18 protein-coding genes, 1 tRNA gene and 1 pseudogene are annotated in these 18,789 nt (G+C 69.7%); 7 read left to right on the top strand and 13 right to left on the bottom strand.

All coding sequences use genetic code 11. The annotated features are described in order from the left end of the window. The 4 genes from AB0J71_RS42025 to AB0J71_RS42010 form a co-directional block, all read left to right on the top strand. Positions 1-563: IS3 family transposase (locus AB0J71_RS42025; RefSeq protein ID WP_364419689.1), on the top strand; the 563-nt coding region annotated here is incomplete at its 5' end. A 35-nt stretch (positions 564-598) separates the two neighbouring features. Next, positions 599-1,252, top strand: coding sequence for a replication initiator (locus AB0J71_RS42020; RefSeq protein ID WP_364419687.1), 654 nt, complete (start codon positions 599-601; stop codon positions 1,250-1,252). Continuing rightward, positions 1,249-1,437 carry a helix-turn-helix domain-containing protein gene (locus AB0J71_RS42015; RefSeq protein WP_364419685.1) on the top strand — a complete coding sequence of 63 codons (189 nt, stop codon included), beginning with the start codon at positions 1,249-1,251 and terminating at the stop codon, positions 1,435-1,437. The genes AB0J71_RS42020 and AB0J71_RS42015 overlap by 4 nt, the downstream gene beginning before the upstream one ends. Next, the gene (locus AB0J71_RS42010; RefSeq protein ID WP_364419683.1) at positions 1,434-2,798 is read left to right on the top strand and encodes a tyrosine-type recombinase/integrase; all 1,365 of its coding nucleotides are present in this window, start codon (positions 1,434-1,436) and stop codon (positions 2,796-2,798) included. The genes AB0J71_RS42015 and AB0J71_RS42010 overlap by 4 nt, the downstream gene beginning before the upstream one ends. A gap of 222 nt (positions 2,799-3,020) precedes the next feature. On the opposite strand, the gene AB0J71_RS42005 is transcribed toward AB0J71_RS42010, so the two are convergent. Both AB0J71_RS42005 and AB0J71_RS42000 read right to left on the bottom strand, forming a co-directional pair. After that, a tRNA-Tyr gene (locus AB0J71_RS42005) sits at positions 3,021-3,105 on the bottom strand. 87 nt (positions 3,106-3,192) lie between these two features. Continuing rightward, positions 3,193-3,873 carry a sulfotransferase family protein gene (locus AB0J71_RS42000; RefSeq protein ID WP_364419681.1) on the bottom strand — a complete coding sequence of 227 codons (681 nt, stop codon included), beginning with the start codon at positions 3,871-3,873 and terminating at the stop codon, positions 3,193-3,195. A gap of 219 nt (positions 3,874-4,092) precedes the next feature. On the opposite strand from AB0J71_RS42000, the gene AB0J71_RS41995 reads away from it, so the two are divergent. Together AB0J71_RS41995 and AB0J71_RS41990 are read left to right on the top strand one after the other, a co-directional pair. Continuing rightward, the gene (locus AB0J71_RS41995) at positions 4,093-4,590 is read left to right on the top strand and encodes a YajQ family cyclic di-GMP-binding protein (protein ID WP_352322494.1); all 498 of its coding nucleotides are present in this window, start codon (positions 4,093-4,095) and stop codon (positions 4,588-4,590) included. 102 nt (positions 4,591-4,692) lie between these two features. Next, positions 4,693-5,163, top strand: coding sequence for an NUDIX domain-containing protein (locus AB0J71_RS41990; protein ID WP_352322493.1), 471 nt, complete (start codon positions 4,693-4,695; stop codon positions 5,161-5,163). Between the two features lie 153 nt (positions 5,164-5,316). On the opposite strand, the gene htpX is transcribed toward AB0J71_RS41990, so the two are convergent. The 7 genes and pseudogenes from htpX to AB0J71_RS41955 all read right to left on the bottom strand — a co-directional run bounded on the left by htpX (position 5,317) and on the right by AB0J71_RS41955 (position 13,997). Beyond that, on the bottom strand, positions 5,317-6,168 hold the full coding sequence (gene htpX, locus AB0J71_RS41985; RefSeq protein WP_352322492.1) for a zinc metalloprotease HtpX: 852 nt from the start codon (positions 6,166-6,168) through the stop codon (positions 5,317-5,319). Between the two features lie 178 nt (positions 6,169-6,346). Then, positions 6,347-7,909: an NADH-quinone oxidoreductase subunit N gene (locus tag AB0J71_RS41980; RefSeq protein WP_364419677.1), complete on the bottom strand. Its 1,563-nt coding sequence runs from the start codon at positions 7,907-7,909 to the stop codon at positions 6,347-6,349. Then, positions 7,906-9,531: an NADH-quinone oxidoreductase subunit M gene (locus AB0J71_RS41975; RefSeq protein WP_364419675.1), complete on the bottom strand. Its 1,626-nt coding sequence runs from the start codon at positions 9,529-9,531 to the stop codon at positions 7,906-7,908. Before AB0J71_RS41975 ends, AB0J71_RS41980 begins: the two co-directional genes overlap by 4 nt. Continuing rightward, complete coding sequence (locus AB0J71_RS41970; protein ID WP_364419673.1) at positions 9,528-11,471, bottom strand: NADH-quinone oxidoreductase subunit L; 1,944 nt, start codon at positions 11,469-11,471, stop codon at positions 9,528-9,530. Before AB0J71_RS41970 ends, AB0J71_RS41975 begins: the two co-directional genes overlap by 4 nt. Before the next feature lie 146 nt (positions 11,472-11,617). Continuing rightward, positions 11,618-11,920 (bottom strand): annotated as a pseudogene (gene nuoK / locus AB0J71_RS41965) (NADH-quinone oxidoreductase subunit NuoK); the annotation flags it as partial. Continuing rightward, positions 11,920-12,480, bottom strand: coding sequence for an NADH-quinone oxidoreductase subunit J (locus AB0J71_RS41960; RefSeq protein ID WP_352322488.1), 561 nt, complete (start codon positions 12,478-12,480; stop codon positions 11,920-11,922). The pseudogene nuoK and the gene AB0J71_RS41960, both read right to left, overlap by 1 nt. Continuing rightward, positions 12,477-13,997 carry a 4Fe-4S binding protein gene (locus tag AB0J71_RS41955; protein WP_364419691.1) on the bottom strand — a complete coding sequence of 507 codons (1,521 nt, stop codon included), beginning with the start codon at positions 13,995-13,997 and terminating at the stop codon, positions 12,477-12,479. The genes AB0J71_RS41960 and AB0J71_RS41955 overlap by 4 nt, the downstream gene beginning before the upstream one ends. Positions 13,998-14,312: 315 nt before the next feature. Here AB0J71_RS41955 and AB0J71_RS41950 point away from each other — a divergent pair, with 315 nt between their 5' ends. Next, on the top strand, positions 14,313-15,566 hold the full coding sequence (locus AB0J71_RS41950; protein ID WP_352322486.1) for a serine/threonine-protein kinase: 1,254 nt from the start codon (positions 14,313-14,315) through the stop codon (positions 15,564-15,566). Between the two features lie 172 nt (positions 15,567-15,738). On the opposite strand, the gene AB0J71_RS41945 is transcribed toward AB0J71_RS41950, so the two are convergent. From AB0J71_RS41945 to AB0J71_RS41930, 4 genes are all read right to left on the bottom strand, one after another. Next, positions 15,739-16,683, bottom strand: coding sequence for a hypothetical protein (locus AB0J71_RS41945; protein WP_352322485.1), 945 nt, complete (start codon positions 16,681-16,683; stop codon positions 15,739-15,741). 79 nt (positions 16,684-16,762) lie between these two features. Further along, positions 16,763-17,704 (bottom strand): NADH-quinone oxidoreductase subunit NuoH, encoded by a 942-nt coding sequence (gene nuoH, locus AB0J71_RS41940; RefSeq protein WP_352322484.1) that lies wholly within the window; start codon positions 17,702-17,704, stop codon positions 16,763-16,765. Continuing rightward, a complete protein-coding gene (locus AB0J71_RS41935) occupies positions 17,697-18,239 on the bottom strand; it encodes an NADH-quinone oxidoreductase subunit C (RefSeq protein WP_352322483.1) in 543 nt (180 codons plus the stop codon). The genes nuoH and AB0J71_RS41935 overlap by 8 nt, the downstream gene beginning before the upstream one ends. After that, complete coding sequence (locus tag AB0J71_RS41930; RefSeq protein WP_352322499.1) at positions 18,236-18,709, bottom strand: NADH-quinone oxidoreductase subunit B family protein; 474 nt, start codon at positions 18,707-18,709, stop codon at positions 18,236-18,238. Before AB0J71_RS41930 ends, AB0J71_RS41935 begins: the two co-directional genes overlap by 4 nt. Between the last annotated feature and the right edge of the window lie 80 nt (positions 18,710-18,789).

The following is an 18,789-nucleotide window of genomic DNA, read 5'->3' as shown; positions in this document are numbered from 1 at the left end:
AACCCTCGCATCAGAAGGTGCCCGACCTGATCGGGCGGGACTTCACCGCGCCGGCCCCGAACCAGCGCTATGTCGGCGACATCACCTACTTGCCCGTCGGCGAGGGCCGGTTCCTGTATCTGGCGACCGTGCTGGATCTGTGTTCGCGGCGGCTGGCGGGCTGGTCGATCGCCGATCACATGCGCGCCGAGCTGGTGAGCGACGCGCTGCGCGCGGCCGCTGCGACACGGGGCGGTCTGCACGGCGCGATCTTCCATGCCGATCACGGGGCCCAGTACACCTCGGCCGAGTTCGCCAGGGTCTGTGCCGAGCTCGGTGTGCGCCAGTCCATGGGAGCCGTCGGCACCAGCGCCGACAACGCCGCGGCGGAGGCGTTCAACGCCACCCTCAAACGCGAAACGCTGCAGGGCGCCAAGCGCTGGTCCTCGGCGCGTGAGGCCCGCCTGGCCGTCTTCAAGTGGATCACTCGCTACAACACTCGAAGGAGACACTCCGCCCTCGGCTACCTCAGCCCTATCGACTACGAGCAGCAAACCACCGATAAGGTGCTGCTCGCCGCATGACAACCCGTGTCCACGCTTCGGGGTGAGCCCCCGTCTTGCCCACCTGGGACGAGGCCCTCGACCAGCTCGACACCGACGAAACGGCCGAACCCCTGCACGTGATCCGCTTCGGCACCCAGGTGGACGTGCAAGGCGTCCTGGCCGGCACTCCCGACGCCGACCAGTGCATCCGCTACCTGTCGAAATACCTGACCAAGTCACTTGGCGAAAGCCTCGACGCCGACGACCCGGCTCGCCGCGATCATGCTGCCCGCCGGGCTGAGGCGTTGCGCTTCGAACCCTGCTCGCCCACTTGCGCCAACTGGCTCCGTTACGGCGTACAGCCCAAGGGAGCCAAGGCCGGAATGGTCCCGGGGCGGTGTCGTGGCAAGGCTCACAAGCCCCAACACCTCGGCTACGCCGGACGCCGTGTCCTGGTCTCCCGCAAGTGGTCGAACAAGACGCTGGCCGAACACAAGCAGGACCGCCGCACCTGGGTCCTGGAAGCCCTCGGCCAGACCGACCAACCGCGAGACCCACATCGCTACGTGTGGAGGCCCGTCCCGGCCGGAGACTCCAACGTGCCGCCGCTGGCGGTCCGTCTCCTCCGTACCGTGGCCGAACGCCAACGCTGGCGAGCCCACATGGCCCAACTCGAAGCCCAAGCAGCGGGCCAAGATCTTCCGGCAGTCGAAGGGAGGGCGGCATGAAGGACGACAAGCCGATGACGGTCCCCGAAATCCTCGACGCGCTCGGCGGCATCTCGCGCCGAACGTTCTACCGCTGGCGTGAGATCGGCAAGGCACCCCAGGGCTTCAAGCTGCCCAACGGGGAGATCCGCATCTACCGCAGCGAGCTCACAGCGTGGCTGGAAAACCTCCGGGAGGCGGCGTGAACACCTCCTACGACGTGAAGTTCTGGACGATCACTCGGAACGAGTCGAGCAAGACGCCGTCCTTCGTTGTCCGCTGGAAGGTCGGCGGCCGGCAGAAGTCGAAGACGCTCAGAACCAAGGCGCTCGCGGAAAGCCTCCTGTCCGACCTCCGGCAGGCGGCCAAGCGTGGCGAACTGTTCGACATCGACACAGGACTCCCCCTGTCCATGCTGCAGGCCAAGAGCGCCCGTACGATATTCGACTTCGTCCGGGCGTACATAGAAATGAAGTGGCCTCACGCGGCGGCCAAGACCCGCGACAGCGTCTCGGATGCCCTCTCCACAGCACTTCCCGCCCTCGTAAAGGACCGCCCCGGCCGCCCTGACGTGGAGTCGCTGCGGACGGCCCTGCGTAAGTACGCGCTTCTCCCCGAGAGCAAGCGCCCCGTTCCTCCCCCGGACGCAGCACGAGTGATCCGCTGGCTCGAAAGCGCCTCGCTCGATATGGCCGCCCTCAGCGAGGCCAAGACCGTCCGGTTGGCACTCGACGCGATCGCACTCCGGCTCGACGGCAAGGCCGCCAGCGCCAACACGATCAGGCGCAAGCGGGCCGTGCTGCACGCGCTCCTGGAGTACGCCGTAGAGCTGGAAGAGCTTTCGGCAAATCCGCTGCACCGGATCAAATGGAAGCCGGCCAAGACGACCGAGACAGTAGACCCGCGAATCGTGGTGAACCCTCGCCAGGCGCAAGAGCTGCTGACCGCGGTGACCTACGTAGGCAGGCGGGGGCGAGGCCGGCGGCTCATGCCCCTGTTCGCTTGCATGTACTACGCGGCTCTACGCCCCGCCGAAGCCATCGCCCTCCGCAGGGAGGACTGCGACCTTCCGGCAACCGGCTGGGGACGCTTCCTCATCGACGTATCACGCCCTGAGGTCAACAGACAGTGGACAGACACCGGAGACGCCCACGAGGAACGCGGGCTCAAGCACCGGGGACGTGACGACGTGCGTCCCGTGCCCATCCCGCCAACTCTGGTGAAGATCCTTCGGCAACACATCGACGAGTTCGGCCTTGGCCCCGAAGGACGACTGTTCCAGAGCGAGCGGGGCGGGGTCGTCGCCTCGACGGCATACACAGAGGTGTGGCAGGAAGCCCGCAAGCTCGCCCTGACGCCCTCCCAGGTCGCCTCTCCGCTCGCCAAACGACCGTACGACCTGCGACACGCGGCGGTGTCCCTCTGGCTCAACGCGGGCGTCTCGGCTCCCGAGGTGGCCGAGCGGGCGGGCCACAGCGTTGACGTGCTCCTGCGGGTCTATGCCAAGTGCATCGACGGCCAACAGGAGATCGCGAATCGCCGGATCGCTGACGCCTTGGCAGCCTGACGTTGCCTCTCCACACCGAGCCCCGGATGATCTCCGGGGCTCGCTTGCGTCTCAGGGGAACATCAACCCCCGAAAAGCCGGCCCCGACCAGGGAAAACACGCCCAAGATCATTGCGCGTATATTGCGTGACCAGCGACAAACGGCCGCTCAGGGCGGCTCGCGGCTGCATACCCCTGAAACGCAGAAGAGGCCCCGAAGGGCCTCTGACCTGCAGCTACTGCTGGTGGCAGGTGCAAGGTTCGAACTTGCGTAGGCTGAGCCGACGGTTTTACAGACCGCTCCCTTTGGCCACTCGGGCAACCTGCCGTGCCATCCGCTCTCGCGGCGACAGACAGAAGAATAGCGGACTTCCGAGGTGTACGTGACACCAGTTTGTCCCCAGCCGGATCGTGGTCACCGGCTGCGCCGGAACAGCAGGCGTCCCATCCCGCGTGCGTGCTGGTCGAAGCCTGCCGCGTCGTTGGTTCGGGGGAAGGGTTCGTCCGGGACGGGTACGTCGAGGAAGTCGCACAGTGGCTGCCAGCCCTGGGCGACTTCGAACACCAGCAGGCGGTCCTGGGGGATGGTGGCTTTGACCTCCTCCACGTGTTCGGTGAAGATCTTCAGAGCGAGTTCGGTGTCGGGGATGCCGCCGCCGAAGACGCGCTCGCTCACGACCAGCCGGGTCATCCGGATGAAGGCCGCGAAGTCGGTGTCGAGGAGGCGGGAGAGTGTGGCCATCGTCCGGCCCGTCCAGGTGCGGGCGCGGGCCGACTGTTTGAAGATGGTGGCGTTCATGCTGGCCAGCCAGCGTTCAGGGTCGCGGACGGTGAGGATGACCTTGGCGTCGGTGTAGTGGTGGGCGAGTTCGCGCCAGTATGCGGCGGCCGGCCAGTCGACGCAGGAGTCGTACCCCGACATGAGGGTTTCCCAGGTGACCGGACGGCCTTCGGCGAGGTCCAGCCAGCGGCGGATGTGGACGGGATTCTGGAGCACCTCCGTCATGTGATGACATGGGCCGAAGCCCAGACGTTCCAGCGCGGTCTTCGTGGACAAGGTTCCGGTACGGCCGAAGCCGGCTCCGATGACTCGCATGATCCCTACCAATACGATCGGAAACTGCGAAATGTGGGTCCACAGGCATGATCCGTCGCCAAGGACCCGGCATCAAGCCGCCTCGCGCCGACGTGGACTGCACTGCGCGCCGATGCTGGCTAGGCTCGTTCGCTGGGTCCGCGCATTCGGCGTACGACGGAGCTGTTTCGCGTACGGCGGAGGGGCGGGATCCCGAATAACGCTTTCACAGCCGAGAGGATGGGTGTTTTGGCCGATTCATCTTTCGATATCGTCAGCAAGATCGACCGCCAGGAGGTCGACAACGCGCTGAACCAGACGGCCAAGGAGATCGGACACCGCTTCGACTTCAAGGGCACCGGGGCGAGCATCAGCTGGACCGGTGACAACATCGAGATCAAGGCGAACAGCGAGGAGCGCGCCAACGCCGCACTCGACGCGTTCAAGGACAAGGTGGTCAAGCGCGGGCTCTCGCTGAAGATCCTCGACGCGGGCGAGCCCAGGCTGTCGGGCAAGGAATACCGCATGCTGGTCACCCTCAAGGAGGGCATCGACCAGGAGAACGCCAAGAAGATCTCCAAGCTGATCCGCGACGAGGGTCCCAAGGGCATCAAGGCGCAGATCCAGGGCGAGGAACTGCGGGTCAGTTCCAAGAAGAAGGACGATCTGCAGGACGTCATTTCTCTGCTCAAGGGCAAGGATCTGGACATCGCCCTGCAATTCGTGAACTACCGCTAACAGGTCGGCCTCCGGGGCACATGGCGGCGTACGCGCCTTCTTGTGCCTCGGGCCTGCGTTCGCGTTGGAACGGGCGAATCCGGCATCGTAGGCTCGACGACCGTGACGAAGATCCCCCTGCGCCGCTTCACGGCACGTGTCCTGCCCCTTGACGCGAACGACCGGGTGCTGCTGCTGCACGGCTTTGATCCGCAACTGCCGGACAAGCCGTTCTGGTTCACCATCGGGGGCGCGGCGGAGGCCGGGGAGGAGCTTCGGCAGGCCGCCGCGCGCGAGTTGTACGAGGAGGTCGGGATCCGGCGGGAGGTGGCGGAGTTCACCGGACCGTACGGGACGAGCACGATCGAGTTCTGCTGGTCTGATTATGCGATCACACAGGACCAGACCTTCTTCGCGATCCGGGTGCACGACACCGCCGTCTCGTTCGAGCACATGGAGCAGATCGAGAAGGAGACGACGACCGGGCATCGGTGGTGGAGCGCGGAGGAACTCGACAGCACCGAGGAGACCTTCTTCCCGGAGGACCTGCCCGCCATCCTGCGGAGGATCACGGCGGCCGGAGAACCCGGGTAGCCCCGACGTCGCTGGAAGGCCCTGATCGCTGCAGCAAGTCCGCCGAAGAGCCGAGAATGACGGGTGAGCCCCGTTCGGGGCTCTCGGTCGATTTCGGCGGCTCTGGCGCTACCAGCGCGGACGTGTCCCCTGCACTCCCGCCGGCCGGGAAGGTCAGCGGCGGTAGCCGGCCATGCGCTCCAGCCTCGCCACCCGCTCCGACGTGGGCGGATGCGTCGAGAAGAGGCGGCCGAAGCCGGATCCGCTGAACGGGTTCGCGATCATCATGTGGGACGCCGACGTCAGGCGGCTGTTCTCGGGAAGCGGCAGCCTGCGCGCCCCCATCTCGATCTTGCGAAGGGCCGAGGCCAGGGCCAGCGGGTCGCCCGTGAGCCGCGCGCCCGACTCGTCGGCCTGGAACTCCCGGGTGCGGGAGATCGCCATCTGGACCATCCCGGCCGCCACGGGCCCGAGGATCATCATCAGCAGGGCGCCCAAGAATCCGGGCCCCTCGTCGTCGTCGGAACCGCCGAAGAAGACGGCGACGTAGCTGAGCCACGTGATCATCGTGGCCAGCGCGCCGGCCACGGACGAGACCAGGATGTCCCGGTTGTACACGTGGGACAGCTCGTGCCCGATCACGCCGCGCAGCTCGGACTCGTCGAGCAGCTGGGTCAGGCCGTACGTGACGCACACGGCGGCCTTCCGTGGGCTGCGGCCGGTCGCGAAGGCGTTGGGCTGGACCGTCGGGGAGATGTAGAGCCGCGGCATCGGCTGGCGCGCCTCGGTGGAGAGCTCGCGGACGATGCGGTAGAGCGTGGGATGCTCGACCTCGCTGACCGGCCTGGCCCGCATGGCCGACAGCGCGATGCGGTCGGAGAAGAAGTAGGCGACGCCGTTGCTCAGCAGGGCCAGCACGAGCGCGATCTGCAGGCCGGTGCCACCCCCCAGCCACGCGCCCATCACGACGATGAACGCGGACAGACCTCCCAGGAGGATGGCGGTACGCAGACCGTTGTGGTGCAAGGTCTCCCCCCTTCGTGGTCCGGGTTTCACCTCGTCCAACGACGACGACCCGGTCTATCGTTCCCCGGCGTGCTCAGCCGCGGGCGGAGCGCGACTTACCCCCTGTTCGCCGGGGGCAGGACGGGTTGCGGCCCGGCTGCCCGCGTGGGGACAGCCGGGTGTCATGACCGGCCTGCGGTCAGCTCGTGGCCGATAAGGAGGTCAGGTCCAGCACGACCTGCGGAGCGACCGAGAAGAGGATCGCCACGGCCAGGGCCAGGCCGACAGCGAGCCACGCGGACGGCGACGAGCCACGCAGACGCGTCTCCCCGGAAGGGGCGAAGAGGCGGGCCGCCCAGGCGGCGTAGTAGTAGAGGCCGAGCACGGTGTTGACGGCCATGACCAGCGCGAGCCAGCCGAGGCCGCCTTCGACGATCGTCCGGAACACGAAGACCTTGGCGAAGAGGCCGGCCAGCCCCGGCGGCAGCCCCGCCAGGCAGACCAGGCAGAACGCCAGCGCGATGCCGGCCGCCGGGCTGCGGAGGACCAGGCCGCGATAGTCGTCGAGCTCGTTGCGCGGGGCGGCCCTGGAGACGAGCATGACGACGGCGAAGGCGCCGAGGTTCATGGCCGCGTAGATGACCAGGTACGCGACGGATGTGCCGGTCGCGGCCTGGGACGCGGCCTGGGACGGGGCCGCCGTGGCGGCGATCGCCAGCGGGGCCAGGACGTAGCCGGACTGCGCGACCGAGGACCAGGCCAGCATGCGGACGGCCGACCGCTGACGCATGGCGAGCAAGTTGCCCACCGTCATGGTCAGCGCCGAGACGACCGCGATCACCGGCCCCCAGGTGGACGACTGGCCGGCCAGCCCGGTGACCAGGACCAGGATGAGCCCCGCGAACCCGGCCGCCTTGGAGATGACCGACAGCAGGGCCGCCACCGGGACGGGCGCGCCCTGGTAGACGTCCGCCGCCCAGGAGTGGAACGGCACGGCGGCGATCTTGAACGCGAACCCGGCCGCCACGAGGACGACGCCCACCGTGACGACCGCCGGCAGCCCGTGGGCCGTCGCCAAGACCGTGGAGTGCGTGCCCGCCGCCGCTCCGGGTGCCGGGATCCGGCCGCCCAGGACGGCCGCCACGCGGGAGAGGTGGACCGCCCCGGAAGCGCCGTACAGGAGGGAGACGCCGAACAGCATGACGGCCGTGGACACGACCGACACGACGAAGAGCTTGACCGCGGCCTCGGAGGCGCGGCCGTCGTAGCGCCGGAGCGCGGTGAGGGCGAACACCGGGAGCGAGACCAGTTCGAGCGCCACCACGAGCATGATCAGGTCGCGGGAGGCCGGCAGGGTCACCGCGCCGACGAGGGTGCACAGCAGCAGGAAGTACCACTCACCGGCCGGGATTCCGCCCCCGGCCAGCTCCGTCATCGACATCAGCACGACCACCAGGGCCGCGACGAGCACCAGCCCGGCGAAGACCGTCGTGAACCGGTCGGCGACGAACGAGCAGAGCGTGCCCGCTCCCCCGGTCGCGAGATCCGGCGGCACGCAGAACGTCGCCCGGGACGTGCCGCCCGCAGCCTGCGCGATCACGAACCCGAGGGCCACGACGACCCCCGCCAGGGTCACCAGCCCGAGCGCGGTGCGGGTACGCGTCGCGACAGGCAGGAACACGTCGAGCAGCAGCACGAGCCCGGCCACGACCGCCAACGCCAGCGGCGGCGCGATGACGAAGTAGTCGATCTGCTGAGTCATGGCAGGGCTCCCAGCAGGGTCTGCGCCACCGGCGTGGTGAGGGAGAGCAGGAGACCGGGCCAGAGCCCGAAGAGCACGATCAGGACCACCAGCGGGGTCCACGCCGCCACTTCGTAGGACCGGACGTCGTCGATGCGCTGCGTGGCGTTCCCAGCTTCGAGCGTCGCGGTCGCCGGCTGCCCCGCGAGCGACTCCGCCGAGCCGAGAGGCGCAACGGGACGTTCGTCCGGGGCCTCCTGTTGCCGCGCGGCTCCCGACGGTCGGCCGTGGGTGACGCGGGACAACATGAGCACGAAGTACGCGGCCGTCAGGACCGCCCCCAGGCCGCCGATCACCATGTACGCGAGGAAGAGCGCACGCGGCAGGCCGCTCGCCGGCTGGAACGCCCCCAGCAGCGCCAGCATCTCCCCCCAGAACCCGGCCAGGCCGGGCAGCCCGAGCGAGGCGATCGCGGCGAACGTGAGCACCGATCCCAGGCGCGGCATCGTGGCCAGCAGGCCGCCGCCGAGGCCCGGCATGTCGGCCGTGTGGTAGCGATCTTTGATCCCGCCGGCCAGGAAGAACAGCAGGCCGGTGATCAGGCCGTGGGCGACGTTCGCGAACAGGGCGCCGTTGACGCCGACGGGGGTCAGGGTGGCGAAGCCGAGCAGGACGAATCCCATGTGGCCCACGGAGGAGTAGGCGATCATGCGTTTGAGGTCACGCTGGGCCAGGCAGGCCAGGGCGCCGTAGACGATGCCGGCCACGGCGAACGCCCCGAGCCACGGCGCCACCGCGGTCGCCCCCTCGGGAAGGACGGGGATGGCGATCCTGGCGAAGCCGTACGTGCCCATCTTCAGCAGCACTCCGGCCAGCAGCACCGAGCCGACGGTCGGGGCCTCGGTGTGGGCGTCGGGCAGCCAGGTGTGCAGGGGCCACATCGGCGTCTTGACCGCCAGGCCCACACCGATCGCCACGAACGCCAGGACCTGCACGGACCTGGACATGCCCGCGCCGTGGGCCGCGGCCAGCTCGGCCATGTCGAGCGTGCCGGTGCGTGCCCAGACGAGCAGCAGGCCGAGGAGCATCACGACCGAGCCGAGCAGCGTGTACAGGATGAACTTGACCGACGCCGCCCGGCGCCCGGCGCCGCCCCAGATGCCGATCAGGAAGTACATCGGGATCAGCACGATCTCGAAGAAGACGAAGAAGAGCAGCAGGTCGAGGGCGAGGAACGTGCCGATCATGCCGACTTCGAGCACCAGCAGGGTGAACACCAGCGCCCTCGGCCTGTTCCCCAGGAACCGGCCCGGCGTGCTGGGCCGCCCCCAGGACAGGTAGCCGAAGCAGAGGAACGTCAGCAGCGCGGTGAGCACGATCAGCGGCAGGGAGATGCCGTCGACGCCCAGGTGGAAGCGGAGCCCCAGGCCGGGGATCCACGGCTGGTCGATCGCGAACTGCGGGCTCGTCGGCCGCCCGTGGTCGAACGTGGCCGCCATGACCAGGGCCAGCGCCAGTGTGACCCCCGAGAAGATCAAGCCGTACGCGCGCAGGGCCGGGCGGAGCGCGCCGGGGGCGAGGAGCAGCAGAAGCGCGCCGAGCAGGGGCACGGCGAGCAGTGCGACCGACAGCCAGCCCGTCATGTGAGCATCACCGCCCCCACCGCGATCAGGATCACGCCGGCGAGAACGCCGCTGACATAGAGCTGGACGTTGCCGTTCTGGGCCAGGCGCAGCCATCCGGACAGGCCGCGGGCGGTGCGGCCCGAACCGCGGACGGCGCCGTCCACGACCACGTCGTCGGTTCTGACGACCAGCCGGGCCAGGGCCGCGATCGGGCGGACGAACAGCGCCGCGTAGACGTCGTCGACGTAGAAGGCGCGCTCGCAGGGCACCCGTAGAGGGCCGAGCAGGCGAGCCGGGTCGGTGACGGGATCGCCGCGCCAGACGGCGTAGACGACACCCGCGCCGAGCAGGGCGAGCACGACGCTGATCGCGGCCACCGCCAGCTCGACGTGCGGCTGCCCGGCGAAGCCCAGCAGCAGGGCGGGGACCGCGAGAAGCACGACGGGCACGAGCATGGTCTTGGGAGCCTCGGTGACGTCGACGACGTGGGCCGTGCCGGGCTCGGGCTCGGGGAGCGCCACCACGCGCGGCGGCCCGAAGAACGTGCGGAGCCAGGCTCTGGTGGCGTACGCGCCGGTGACGGCGACGGTCGCGAGGGCGCAGCCGTACAGGAGCAGGGCGGCGGCGTCCGTCAGGCCCCTGCCGGACAGCGCGCCCTCCATGGCCGCCAGGACGCCGTCCTTGCTGAAGAAACCGCTGGCCGGCGGGAGGCCCATCAGAGCGGCGAACCCCACCGTCATCGTCACGAACGTGACCGGCAGCTCGCGCCGCAACCCGCCCATCTGGGTCATCAGGTTGGAACCGACGTGGTGGATCACCACTCCCGCGCACAGGAACAGCAGCGCCTTGAACGCCCCGTGGGTCACCAGGTGGAAGACGGCCGCCCGGTCGGAGCCCGCGGCCAGGCCGCCGGCCATGTAGGCGAGCTGGCTGACCGTGGAGTAGGCGAGCACGCGTTTCAGGTCGTCCTGGGCGAACGCGGCCAGTGCGGCGCCCAGCATGCCGACCGCCGCGACGACGGCCAGGACGTCGAGCGTGGGACGGGCGGCGAGGAAGGCGGGATAGAGCCTGGCCACGATGAAGATGCCGGCGGCGACCATGGTGGCGGCGTGGATCAGCGCGCTGATCGGGGTCGGGCCGGCCATGGCGTCGGGGAGCCAGGTGTGCAGCGGCACCTGGGCGCTCTTGCCGGCGACGCCGCACAGCAGCAGCATGGTGGCCGTCGTCAGGGTGGCCGCGGACATGTCGGGCACCTTCGCCAGCACGTCGGCGACGCGGAAGCTGCCCGCCGCCGTGCCGAGGACGAAGATGCCGAACAGGAAGCCGACGTCGCCGAGCCGGGTGACGAGGAACGCCTTGACCGCCGCACGCGAATTGCCCCGGTCTTCCCACCAGTGTCCGATGAGGAGGTAGGAGCACAGGCCCATGATCTCCCAGCCGACGTAGAGGACCAGGAGGTCGCCCGCGTAGACCACCAGGAGCATGGCACTGGTGAACAGGCTGATGAACGCGCTGTAGGAGGGGTAGCGGGGATCGTCCTTGAGGTAGCCGACCGAGTAGACCTGCACGGCCAGCGCCACCAGCGTCACCAGGACGCCGAGGACGGCCGACAGGTCGTCGGCCAGCAGGGTCAGCGAGATCGGGACGCCGCCGGTGACGATCGAGCCGTACGTGCGGCCCACCGGCGCCGAGGGGACGCCGCCTTCGAGGAACGCGAAGCCCGGCCCCCAGGCCAGCCACAGAGCCAGGACGGCCGACGCCGCGGTCGGGACGACGGCGATCCAGGCGGCTCGGGTGTTGGCGCGTTCGCCGGCGATCTTCTCGGCAGCCGCGAGCCGCGCTCTGTCCGATGGGGGTTCCTGGACAGCGGGGCGGGCGTGCGGCCAGCGGGAGAGCAGCAGGCCGGTGGCGGCGGCGATGGCGGGCAGCAACACGGCCAGCAGCGGGAACGTCGTCACAGCTCGCCCCCTCGCCGGGCGGGGCGGTCGTCCGAGAGGGGCCGGCCCGGGCCGGTCGGCGAGGCCGGAGGGTGGTCGTTGAGAGAGGGCGGGCCGGTGCCGGCGGAGGCGGAGCTCGGGACCAGGTCAGGGCGTTCGTCGGCGGGCTCGGACAGGTCGCGGAGGTGGTCGAGGTCGACGGTGCGGCGGTTGCGGTAGAGGGCCAGGACGATCGCCAGGCCGAGGCCGACCTCGGCGGCGGCGATGACGATGACGAAGAGGGTGAGCACCTGACCGCTGTGCAGCCGGTCGCGCAGCCACACGTCGAACGCCACCAGGTTGAGGTTGACGGCGTTGAGCATCAGCTCGACCGACATCAGCACGAGGATCGTGTTGCGCCTGGCGAGCACGCCGTAGACGCCCACGGAGAACAGCAGCGCGGAGACGACCGCCGGGTAGACGATGTGCACTAGTGACCCCCGGTCTGATCGGGCGGCGAGCCGGGAATGTCCGTACGGGACAGCACGATGGCTCCGATCAATGCGGCGAGCAGCAGCACGGACAGCGCCTCGAACGGCAGCACCCAGGTGGCGAAGACGCTGGCGCCCAGCTCCTTCGCCGCCCCCTGGCCCGGTGTGAGCGGGGTGTACGCCGTGCGGAAACCGTCGATCACGACCGTGACCAGGACCGCGGCGGTCGCCACCGCCACCAGGGCGGCCACCGGCCGGTTGCCGCTGTCGAGGTCGGCGGAACGGCCGATCGGGGCACGGGTGAGCATGATGCCGAACAACATCAGGACCACCACCGCGCCCACGTAGATGAGCACCTGGACCCAGGCCACGAACTCGGCGGTCAGCACCAGGTAGCCGCCCGCGAGCGCGCCGAAGGAGACCACGAGCCACAGGGCGGCGTGGACGAGTTGCCGGGTCGTGACGACGAGCAGCGCCGATCCAACCGCTACCGCTCCCAGCAGCAAGAAGACGATCTCTTGCCCGGTGGGTGACAGGTAGGAGGGCACCGCCTCGGTCACGACTCCTCCTCGGACTCCTCTGTGTCGTCAGGGCCGAGCCGCCCCGGCGGTCGGATGGACCTCGGGTCCGCCATCCGGCGCCTGCGGGGGCTCGCGGAAGAAGTCTGCTCGTCCGGGCCGGGTTCCGGAGCCGGTTCACCCGCGCCTGTGGAAAACCCGTTCGAGGGCGGCTCGCCTGTGGATGAAGGCGTGCGCGGCGGGCGCTCGTCAGAGGCCGGGCCGGCCTGGCCGGATGGGCGGTTCGGCTCCTCGCCCGCCGGAACGGCGGCCTCGCCCGCCGGAGCGGCGGCGTCGTCGTCATGGACGCGCGGCGCGACGCCCTCAGCCGCGGGGGGAACGTCGCCTTCCGCCACGTCTGACGGGCTTGCCGCTGTTGACGGCTTCGGCGCCTTCGTGTCGGACGGGCGAGTGCCTTCCGGCTCTTCGTCCTGTGCATCGGCGGGCGGTTCGGCCGCCTGCGGGGTAGGCGGGAGAGAGCCTGGAGGACGGATGCCTCGTACGTTCGACATGGGCCTGCGCGTACGCTCGCGGCGGCCCGCAGGGGGCGCGGCCGGGCCTTCGCCGGGAGCGGCCTCGGGCGCTTCCGCGGAGCCGGCCTTCTCGCCTGCCCGCTCTTCCCGGTCCGCGCCGGCGCACTCTTCGACGACCGACGGGCCCGCGTCGGTGCGCCCAGAAGGCGGAATTGCGCCCGTCCGTCCGGCGTCACCCTCGGGGGCAGGGACGCCTTCCCCACCTTCGGGGCGGCGCGCCGCTTCGGCGCCGGAGGTTGCGCTGACGGCGGAGTCGGGGCCGAGCGCCGATGCGGCGCCGGTCTCGGAGCCGGCGCCGGCGTTCGCACCGGAGGCAGCCACTCCCGGCTCTCCGCTTCCCGGCTCTCCGCTTCCCGGGGGCGCGGCTCCTGGCTCGGCGGCGCCCGGCTCGGTCACGCCCTCGCCCGGGACGCCCGTCGCTCCCCTGAGGGCACGCTCGCCCCGCGGGCCGGCACCCGGGCGAGCTGCGCCCGTTTCCCTAGGCGCCGTTGACGCTGCTTCGCCCGTGGCGCCCTCCCGAGGCGCCGTTGACGCTGCTTCGCCCGTGGCGCCCTCCCGCTCCCGCTCTCGCGGGGCGCGGCGGGCGGCTCCGGCGGGGCCGGGTGCTTCCGGCGCCGCTCCGGGGCGGGTCGTTCCGGTACGGGCCGCGGGACGGCGAGGTGCCGCCGTGAGCTCCTTGGGAGGCTCGGCGCCGGGATCGTGGGCGGGCGGCGGCGGGACGGTCTGGGTCCAGGACGCCAGCTTGTCCTTCTCGTGAAGAAGGTTCCGGATGTCACCCTCGGCGTACTCGAACTCCGGAGACCAGAAGAGCGCGTCGAAGGGGCAGACCTCGATGCAGATGCCGCAGTACATGCACAGCGCGAAGTCGATGGCGAACCGGTCGAGCACATTGCGCTGGCGGGGACGCCCGCCCTCCGGGGCCGGGATCGTCTCCTTGTGGGAGTCGATGTAGATGCACCAGTCGGGGCACTCTCGGGCACAGAGCATGCAAGAGGTGCAATTTTCCTCAACGAGGGCGATAACGCCTCGACTGCGCGGCGGAAGAGCCGGCTTGACCTCGGGATACTGCTGGGTGACGGATTTGCGCAGCATGTGGCGAAGAGTGATGGACAGCCCTTTCGCCAGTCCGACTCCCGGTATCCGCGCCATGGTTCAACATCATGACGTACTTGGCGGCGGAGGTGAATGAGCCAAGACCGTTGTCCCCAGTTTTTCCACAGCTGTCCACAGGTTCTGTGGAAGTTATCCACAGGCTGGGTGACTGTCCGATATGAGCGACTGCATGGCGATAGTCTCTCGGCCATGCCGTACAGCCATCCGGTCCGTCCCAGCAGCGGGGCGTGGGCGGCCGCCATCGGGTGGGCCAGCCTGGCCCTCATCTCGTGCGGGCTGGCGACCCCGTTCACGATCGGGTTCGCGGCATTCTGGCTGCGCAGCACCTGGCAGGCCATCGGAGCCTGCGTCTACCTGGTCCTGATCGGCTCGTTCGTCATCGCCATCATGCTGTACGACGACTTCGACAACATCCCCGAGCCGATGTCCACATTGATCTCGTTCGGGTTCGTGATCGCCTGGATCGGCGGGGTCGCCCATTCGGCCGTCCTGGTGCCGGTGATGGCGCGGGCGCGCCACCGGCCGCCGGTGCACGCGCAGGCCCCCGTGCACGCGCAGGCCCCCGTGCGCACGCAGGCGCCCATGCACGCGCCCGCACAGACGCCCACACCGCAACACCGGCCCGCCGACCTGCATCAACGGACCACGGCCCCCACCCATCAGCAACATCGCGGGCAGCCGGAGTGGATCGGGCACTACCGGGTGCTGCACCAGCTCGGGCGCGGCGGGCAGGGCGCGGTCTACCTGGCCATGGCGCCCAACGGGGCACGGGTGGCGGTCAAGGTGCTGCACGACCTGGTCGACGAGACGGCCCGCACCCGGTTCGCGCGGGAGGTGGACGCGGCTCGGCGCGTCGCCACGTTCTCCACAGCCCGGGTGCTCGATGTGAACATCAACGGGCAGCACGCGTACATCGTCTCCGAATACGTGGAGGGGCCGTCGCTGGAGCAACTCGTACGGCGCCACGGCCCCCGTGACGAGGACGGCCTGACGCGGCTCGCGTTATCCACAGCCGGAGCGCTGGCGGCCATCCACAAGGCCGGGGTGGTGCATCGTGACTTCAAGCCGAGCAACGTCCTGATCGGGCACGACGGGCCGCGGGTGATCGACTTCGGGATCGCCCGGGCGCTCGATCGGATGACCATGACGTCCGGGAAGATGGTGGGGACGCCGCCGTACATGTCGCCTGAGCAGCTGACCGGGGAGCCTGTGGGGCCGGCGTCCGACGTGTTCAGCTGGGCGGTGACGATGATGTTCGCGGCCACCGGGCGTCCGGCGTTCGGGGAGGACACCGTGCCTGCCGTCTTCAACCGGGTGCTCACGTTTCATCCTGACCTGTCGCCGCTGCCGCCCGCCTTGCGCGGTGTGGTGGGGGCATGCCTGAACAAACGCCCCCAGGAACGCCCGTCGGCGTCGGACGTGATGGTCGCGATCGTCCACTGACCGCCGGCCACCCCCGTACAGGCGGGCACCACCGCACAACCGCCCCCGGTGACCGGGGATCGCAGCGAGTCACCCCACCCCGAAGCGCCGTACGGCGAAAGCGGGTCACCCCTGCCCAAGGGGCAGGAACGGTGGAGGTGAGGGAGACCCTTCGAGGGCGACGACGCGGGGGTCAGGGGAAGGCTTGGGGGGAGTGGGTGGTGAGGGTCAGGTATTCCTCGCGGGAGATCCGGTGCATCGCCAGACCCAGCCCGTGGCGTTCGGTGAAGCGGTGGAGAGAAGCCGGGGGCCAGCGGCCGGGCAGGTGGAGCAGGGGGTTGCCCGCGGGGTCGAGGAGGAAGACGCCGCACAGGTCGTCGTGGCGGTACCGGAGGAGGCTGCTGCCCGGTTCGACCGGAACTTCGGTGATCACCCCCGAAGGGCGGTACACCGACAACCTCCGGGACGACTTCATCCGCAGATGCGGCCCTCCAGGCGGCCCCACGACAAGGCCACGCTTCTCCTGCCACCGATGTATCCCGCCCAGCACAGGCCGCACGACGAGCAACGCGGGGCTGAAAGCCACCATCAGCCATTTGGCGTGGATCAGGTCCGTCAGGAAATGTCCGAAGGTCGAGAAGCCGCGCCAGGCGCCCCACATTCCGGCGGCCCCGAGATACATCATCAACGCCAGCCCGGCGATTCCCGCGCACACCCCCAGCGCCAGGTTCCATCGGCCCGTCCGCGGCGCCGGGATTCCGCGGATGCGTTCCCAGCCGGGGGCGCGGGCGGCGAGGATCCGGCGCGCACGTGCAGAGCTGTCGTCCCGGCCGTCCCGGAGCGGGAGGCGGGCCTTGGCGGCGAAGTCCCGCAGGTGGGGTGGGTGCCAGTCGCCGGGCAGGTCCAGCAGGACGAGCCCGTCGGGGTCGAGGGCGGCGACCCCTTTCAGGAACCGCGACCTCTTTCCGGAACCGTCTGTCGAATAGTCGTAACGGTAGAGCGACGCGGGCGTCAGGGTCGTGGAACGGCCCCTGGCTCTGTCGGTGACGGTCACGGTGCGGCCGTCGGAGGAGAGGCTGACTTTCGGGCAGCGGGCGCCTTTCATCGCACCCGCGACGGGCAGGATTTGCGCGTTCACGAATCGTCCCCTTCATCCGGGGCCCCCTATGCCGGGTATGACGGATAAAGGCGACGTAAAGTTTCCGCCGGCGCGAAACTCAGACGAGGACCTTCACCACTCCGGTGAGCGCGAGCTGCACGAGCGCCAGCGGCACCAGACCGGCCCAGGCGAGCTTCTGGAGCTGGTCCTCACGCAGCCGCGGATAGGTGACGCGCAGCCAGATGACCACGAACGCCAGCGAGAAGACCTTGATCAGCGTCCAGATCCAGCCGGGCAGGAACGGCCCGTGCCAGCCGCCCAGGAAGAGCACGGTGGTCAGGAAGGACAGGACGACGATCCCGGCGTACTCGGAGAGCATGAACAGGGCGAAACGCATGCCGGTGTACTCGGTCATCGGGCCCATGATGATCTCGGACTCGGCGATCGGCATGTCGAACGGCGGACGCCGCAGCTCGGCCAGCCCCGCCACGAAGAACACCACGCCGCCGATCGCCTGCCAGGGCAGCCACCACCACTGCCACGCCTCGACGATGCCGGGCATCGACAGCGTGCCCGCCGCCATCGCCACGGACGAGGCCGCCAGCACCAGCGGCAGCTCGTACGACATGAGCTGGGCCGCCGCCCGCATGCCGCCGAGCACCGAATACTTGTTGGCCGACGACCACCCCGCCATGATCGCGCCGAGCACCCCGACGCCCATGACGGCGAGCACGAAGAACAGCCCGAGATCGAGGTCGACGGCGACCAGGCCGCGGTCGAGCGGAATGACGATCAGCACGACCAGGTACGGGACCAGCGCCACGCCCGGCGCGATCATGAAGACGCGGCGGTCGGCCGCGGCCGGGATGACGTCCTCCTTCTGCATGAACTTCACGCCGTCGGCGATGAGCTGCGCCCAGCCGTGGAAGCCGCCGGCGTACATGGGGCCGAGCCTCGACTGCATGTGGGCCATGACCTTGTGCTCGGTCTGGCCGACGATCAGCGGCAGCACCAGGAACACGACGAGGATGACGACGAAGCTCAGCACCACTTCAAGCATCAGGCGGACCCCAATCGGCCGGTACTCCGGGCGGAAGCGTCTTGCGGCGGCTCGGGGCGCCGTGCCCTGACTCGCCCGGCTCCTTGGCCCCGGGCCATGGCTTGGCCACGCGGGCGGCCAGCACGAAGTCCTTGCGCAGCGGATGGCCCTCGAAGCCGTCGGGCAGGAGCAGCGGCACCAGGTACGGGTGGTCCTCGAAGATCACCCCGAACATCTCGTACGTCTCGCGCTCGTACCAGTTCGCCCCCCGGTAGACCCCGACGGCGGACGGCAGGCGCGGGTCGGCGCGCGGCACCCGGGTGCGCAGCAGCAGCCGCGCGCGGGTGTCCAGGTTGTAGACGTGGGCGACGACGACGAAGGCGTCGGGCGGCTCGTCCACGCCGGTCAGCCAGTCGAAGAAGGCGTGGCCGAGGTCGTCGCGCGCGAAGGTCAGCAGTTCGATCCAGTCGGCGGGGGCGACGTCGACCGTGGTCTCGCCGTAGGACTCGCTGATCTCGGCGCGCTCGCCGAAGCGGGCGGCGACGGCGGCGTTCACGCCTGGTCCTCGGAGCCGTGGGAGCGGGACCAGACGTAGCGGTCGCTGAGCTTCTCCCCCGCGATCTTCTCCTGGAGCTTCATGATCCCGTAGAGCAGCGCCTCGGGACGGGGAGGGCAGCCGGGCACGTAGACGTCGACGGGGATGATCTGGTCGACCCCGTTGGTCACGCAGTAGGAGTCCCAGTAGGGGCCGCCGGTGTTGGAGCAGGCGCCGAACGAGATCACGTACTTGGGGTCGGGCATCTGCTCGTAGAGGCGCTTCACGGCGGGGGCCATCTTGTCGGTGACCGTGCCGGAGACGATCATCAGGTCGGCCTGACGAGGGCCGTTGGCGAACGGGATGACCCCGAACCGGATGAAGTCGTGCCTGCTCATGGAGGTCGCGATGAACTCGATGGCGCAGCAGGCCAGCCCGAAGTTGAACACCCACAGCGAATAGCGCCGCCCCCAGTTGAGCACGAACCGCATGGGTTTGGGCGCGAGCCTGGAGACAGGTCCGACGGTGGGCATCGGGAGATCCGTTGCTGCCATGTCGCCCATTCTTGCGC

This window comes from Nonomuraea sp. NPDC049637 (assembly GCF_040675235.1).
Classification (GTDB): domain Bacteria; phylum Actinomycetota; class Actinomycetes; order Streptosporangiales; family Streptosporangiaceae; genus Nonomuraea.
This window is presented reverse-complemented; position numbering and strand designations above follow the sequence as displayed.

Coding starts and splice junctions, on each gene's coding strand:
- AB0J71_RS42015 (WP_364419685.1), top strand. CDS start 1,249: ATGAAGGACGACAAGCCGATGACGGTCCCCGAAATCCTCGACGCGCTC.
- AB0J71_RS42000 (WP_364419681.1), bottom strand. CDS start 3,873: ATGCGAGTCATCGGAGCCGGCTTCGGCCGTACCGGAACCTTGTCCACG.
- AB0J71_RS41995 (WP_352322494.1), top strand. CDS start 4,093: ATGGGTGTTTTGGCCGATTCATCTTTCGATATCGTCAGCAAGATCGAC.
- AB0J71_RS41980 (WP_364419677.1), bottom strand. CDS start 7,909: ATGACTCAGCAGATCGACTACTTCGTCATCGCGCCGCCGCTGGCGTTG.
- AB0J71_RS41975 (WP_364419675.1), bottom strand. CDS start 9,531: ATGACGGGCTGGCTGTCGGTCGCACTGCTCGCCGTGCCCCTGCTCGGC.
- AB0J71_RS41955 (WP_364419691.1), bottom strand. CDS start 13,997: ATGCTCTGTGCCCGAGAGTGCCCCGACTGGTGCATCTACATCGACTCC.
- AB0J71_RS41950 (WP_352322486.1), top strand. CDS start 14,313: ATGCCGTACAGCCATCCGGTCCGTCCCAGCAGCGGGGCGTGGGCGGCC.
- nuoH (WP_352322484.1), bottom strand. CDS start 17,704: ATGCTTGAAGTGGTGCTGAGCTTCGTCGTCATCCTCGTCGTGTTCCTG.
- AB0J71_RS41930 (WP_352322499.1), bottom strand. CDS start 18,709: ATGCGGTTCGTGCTCAACTGGGGGCGGCGCTATTCGCTGTGGGTGTTC.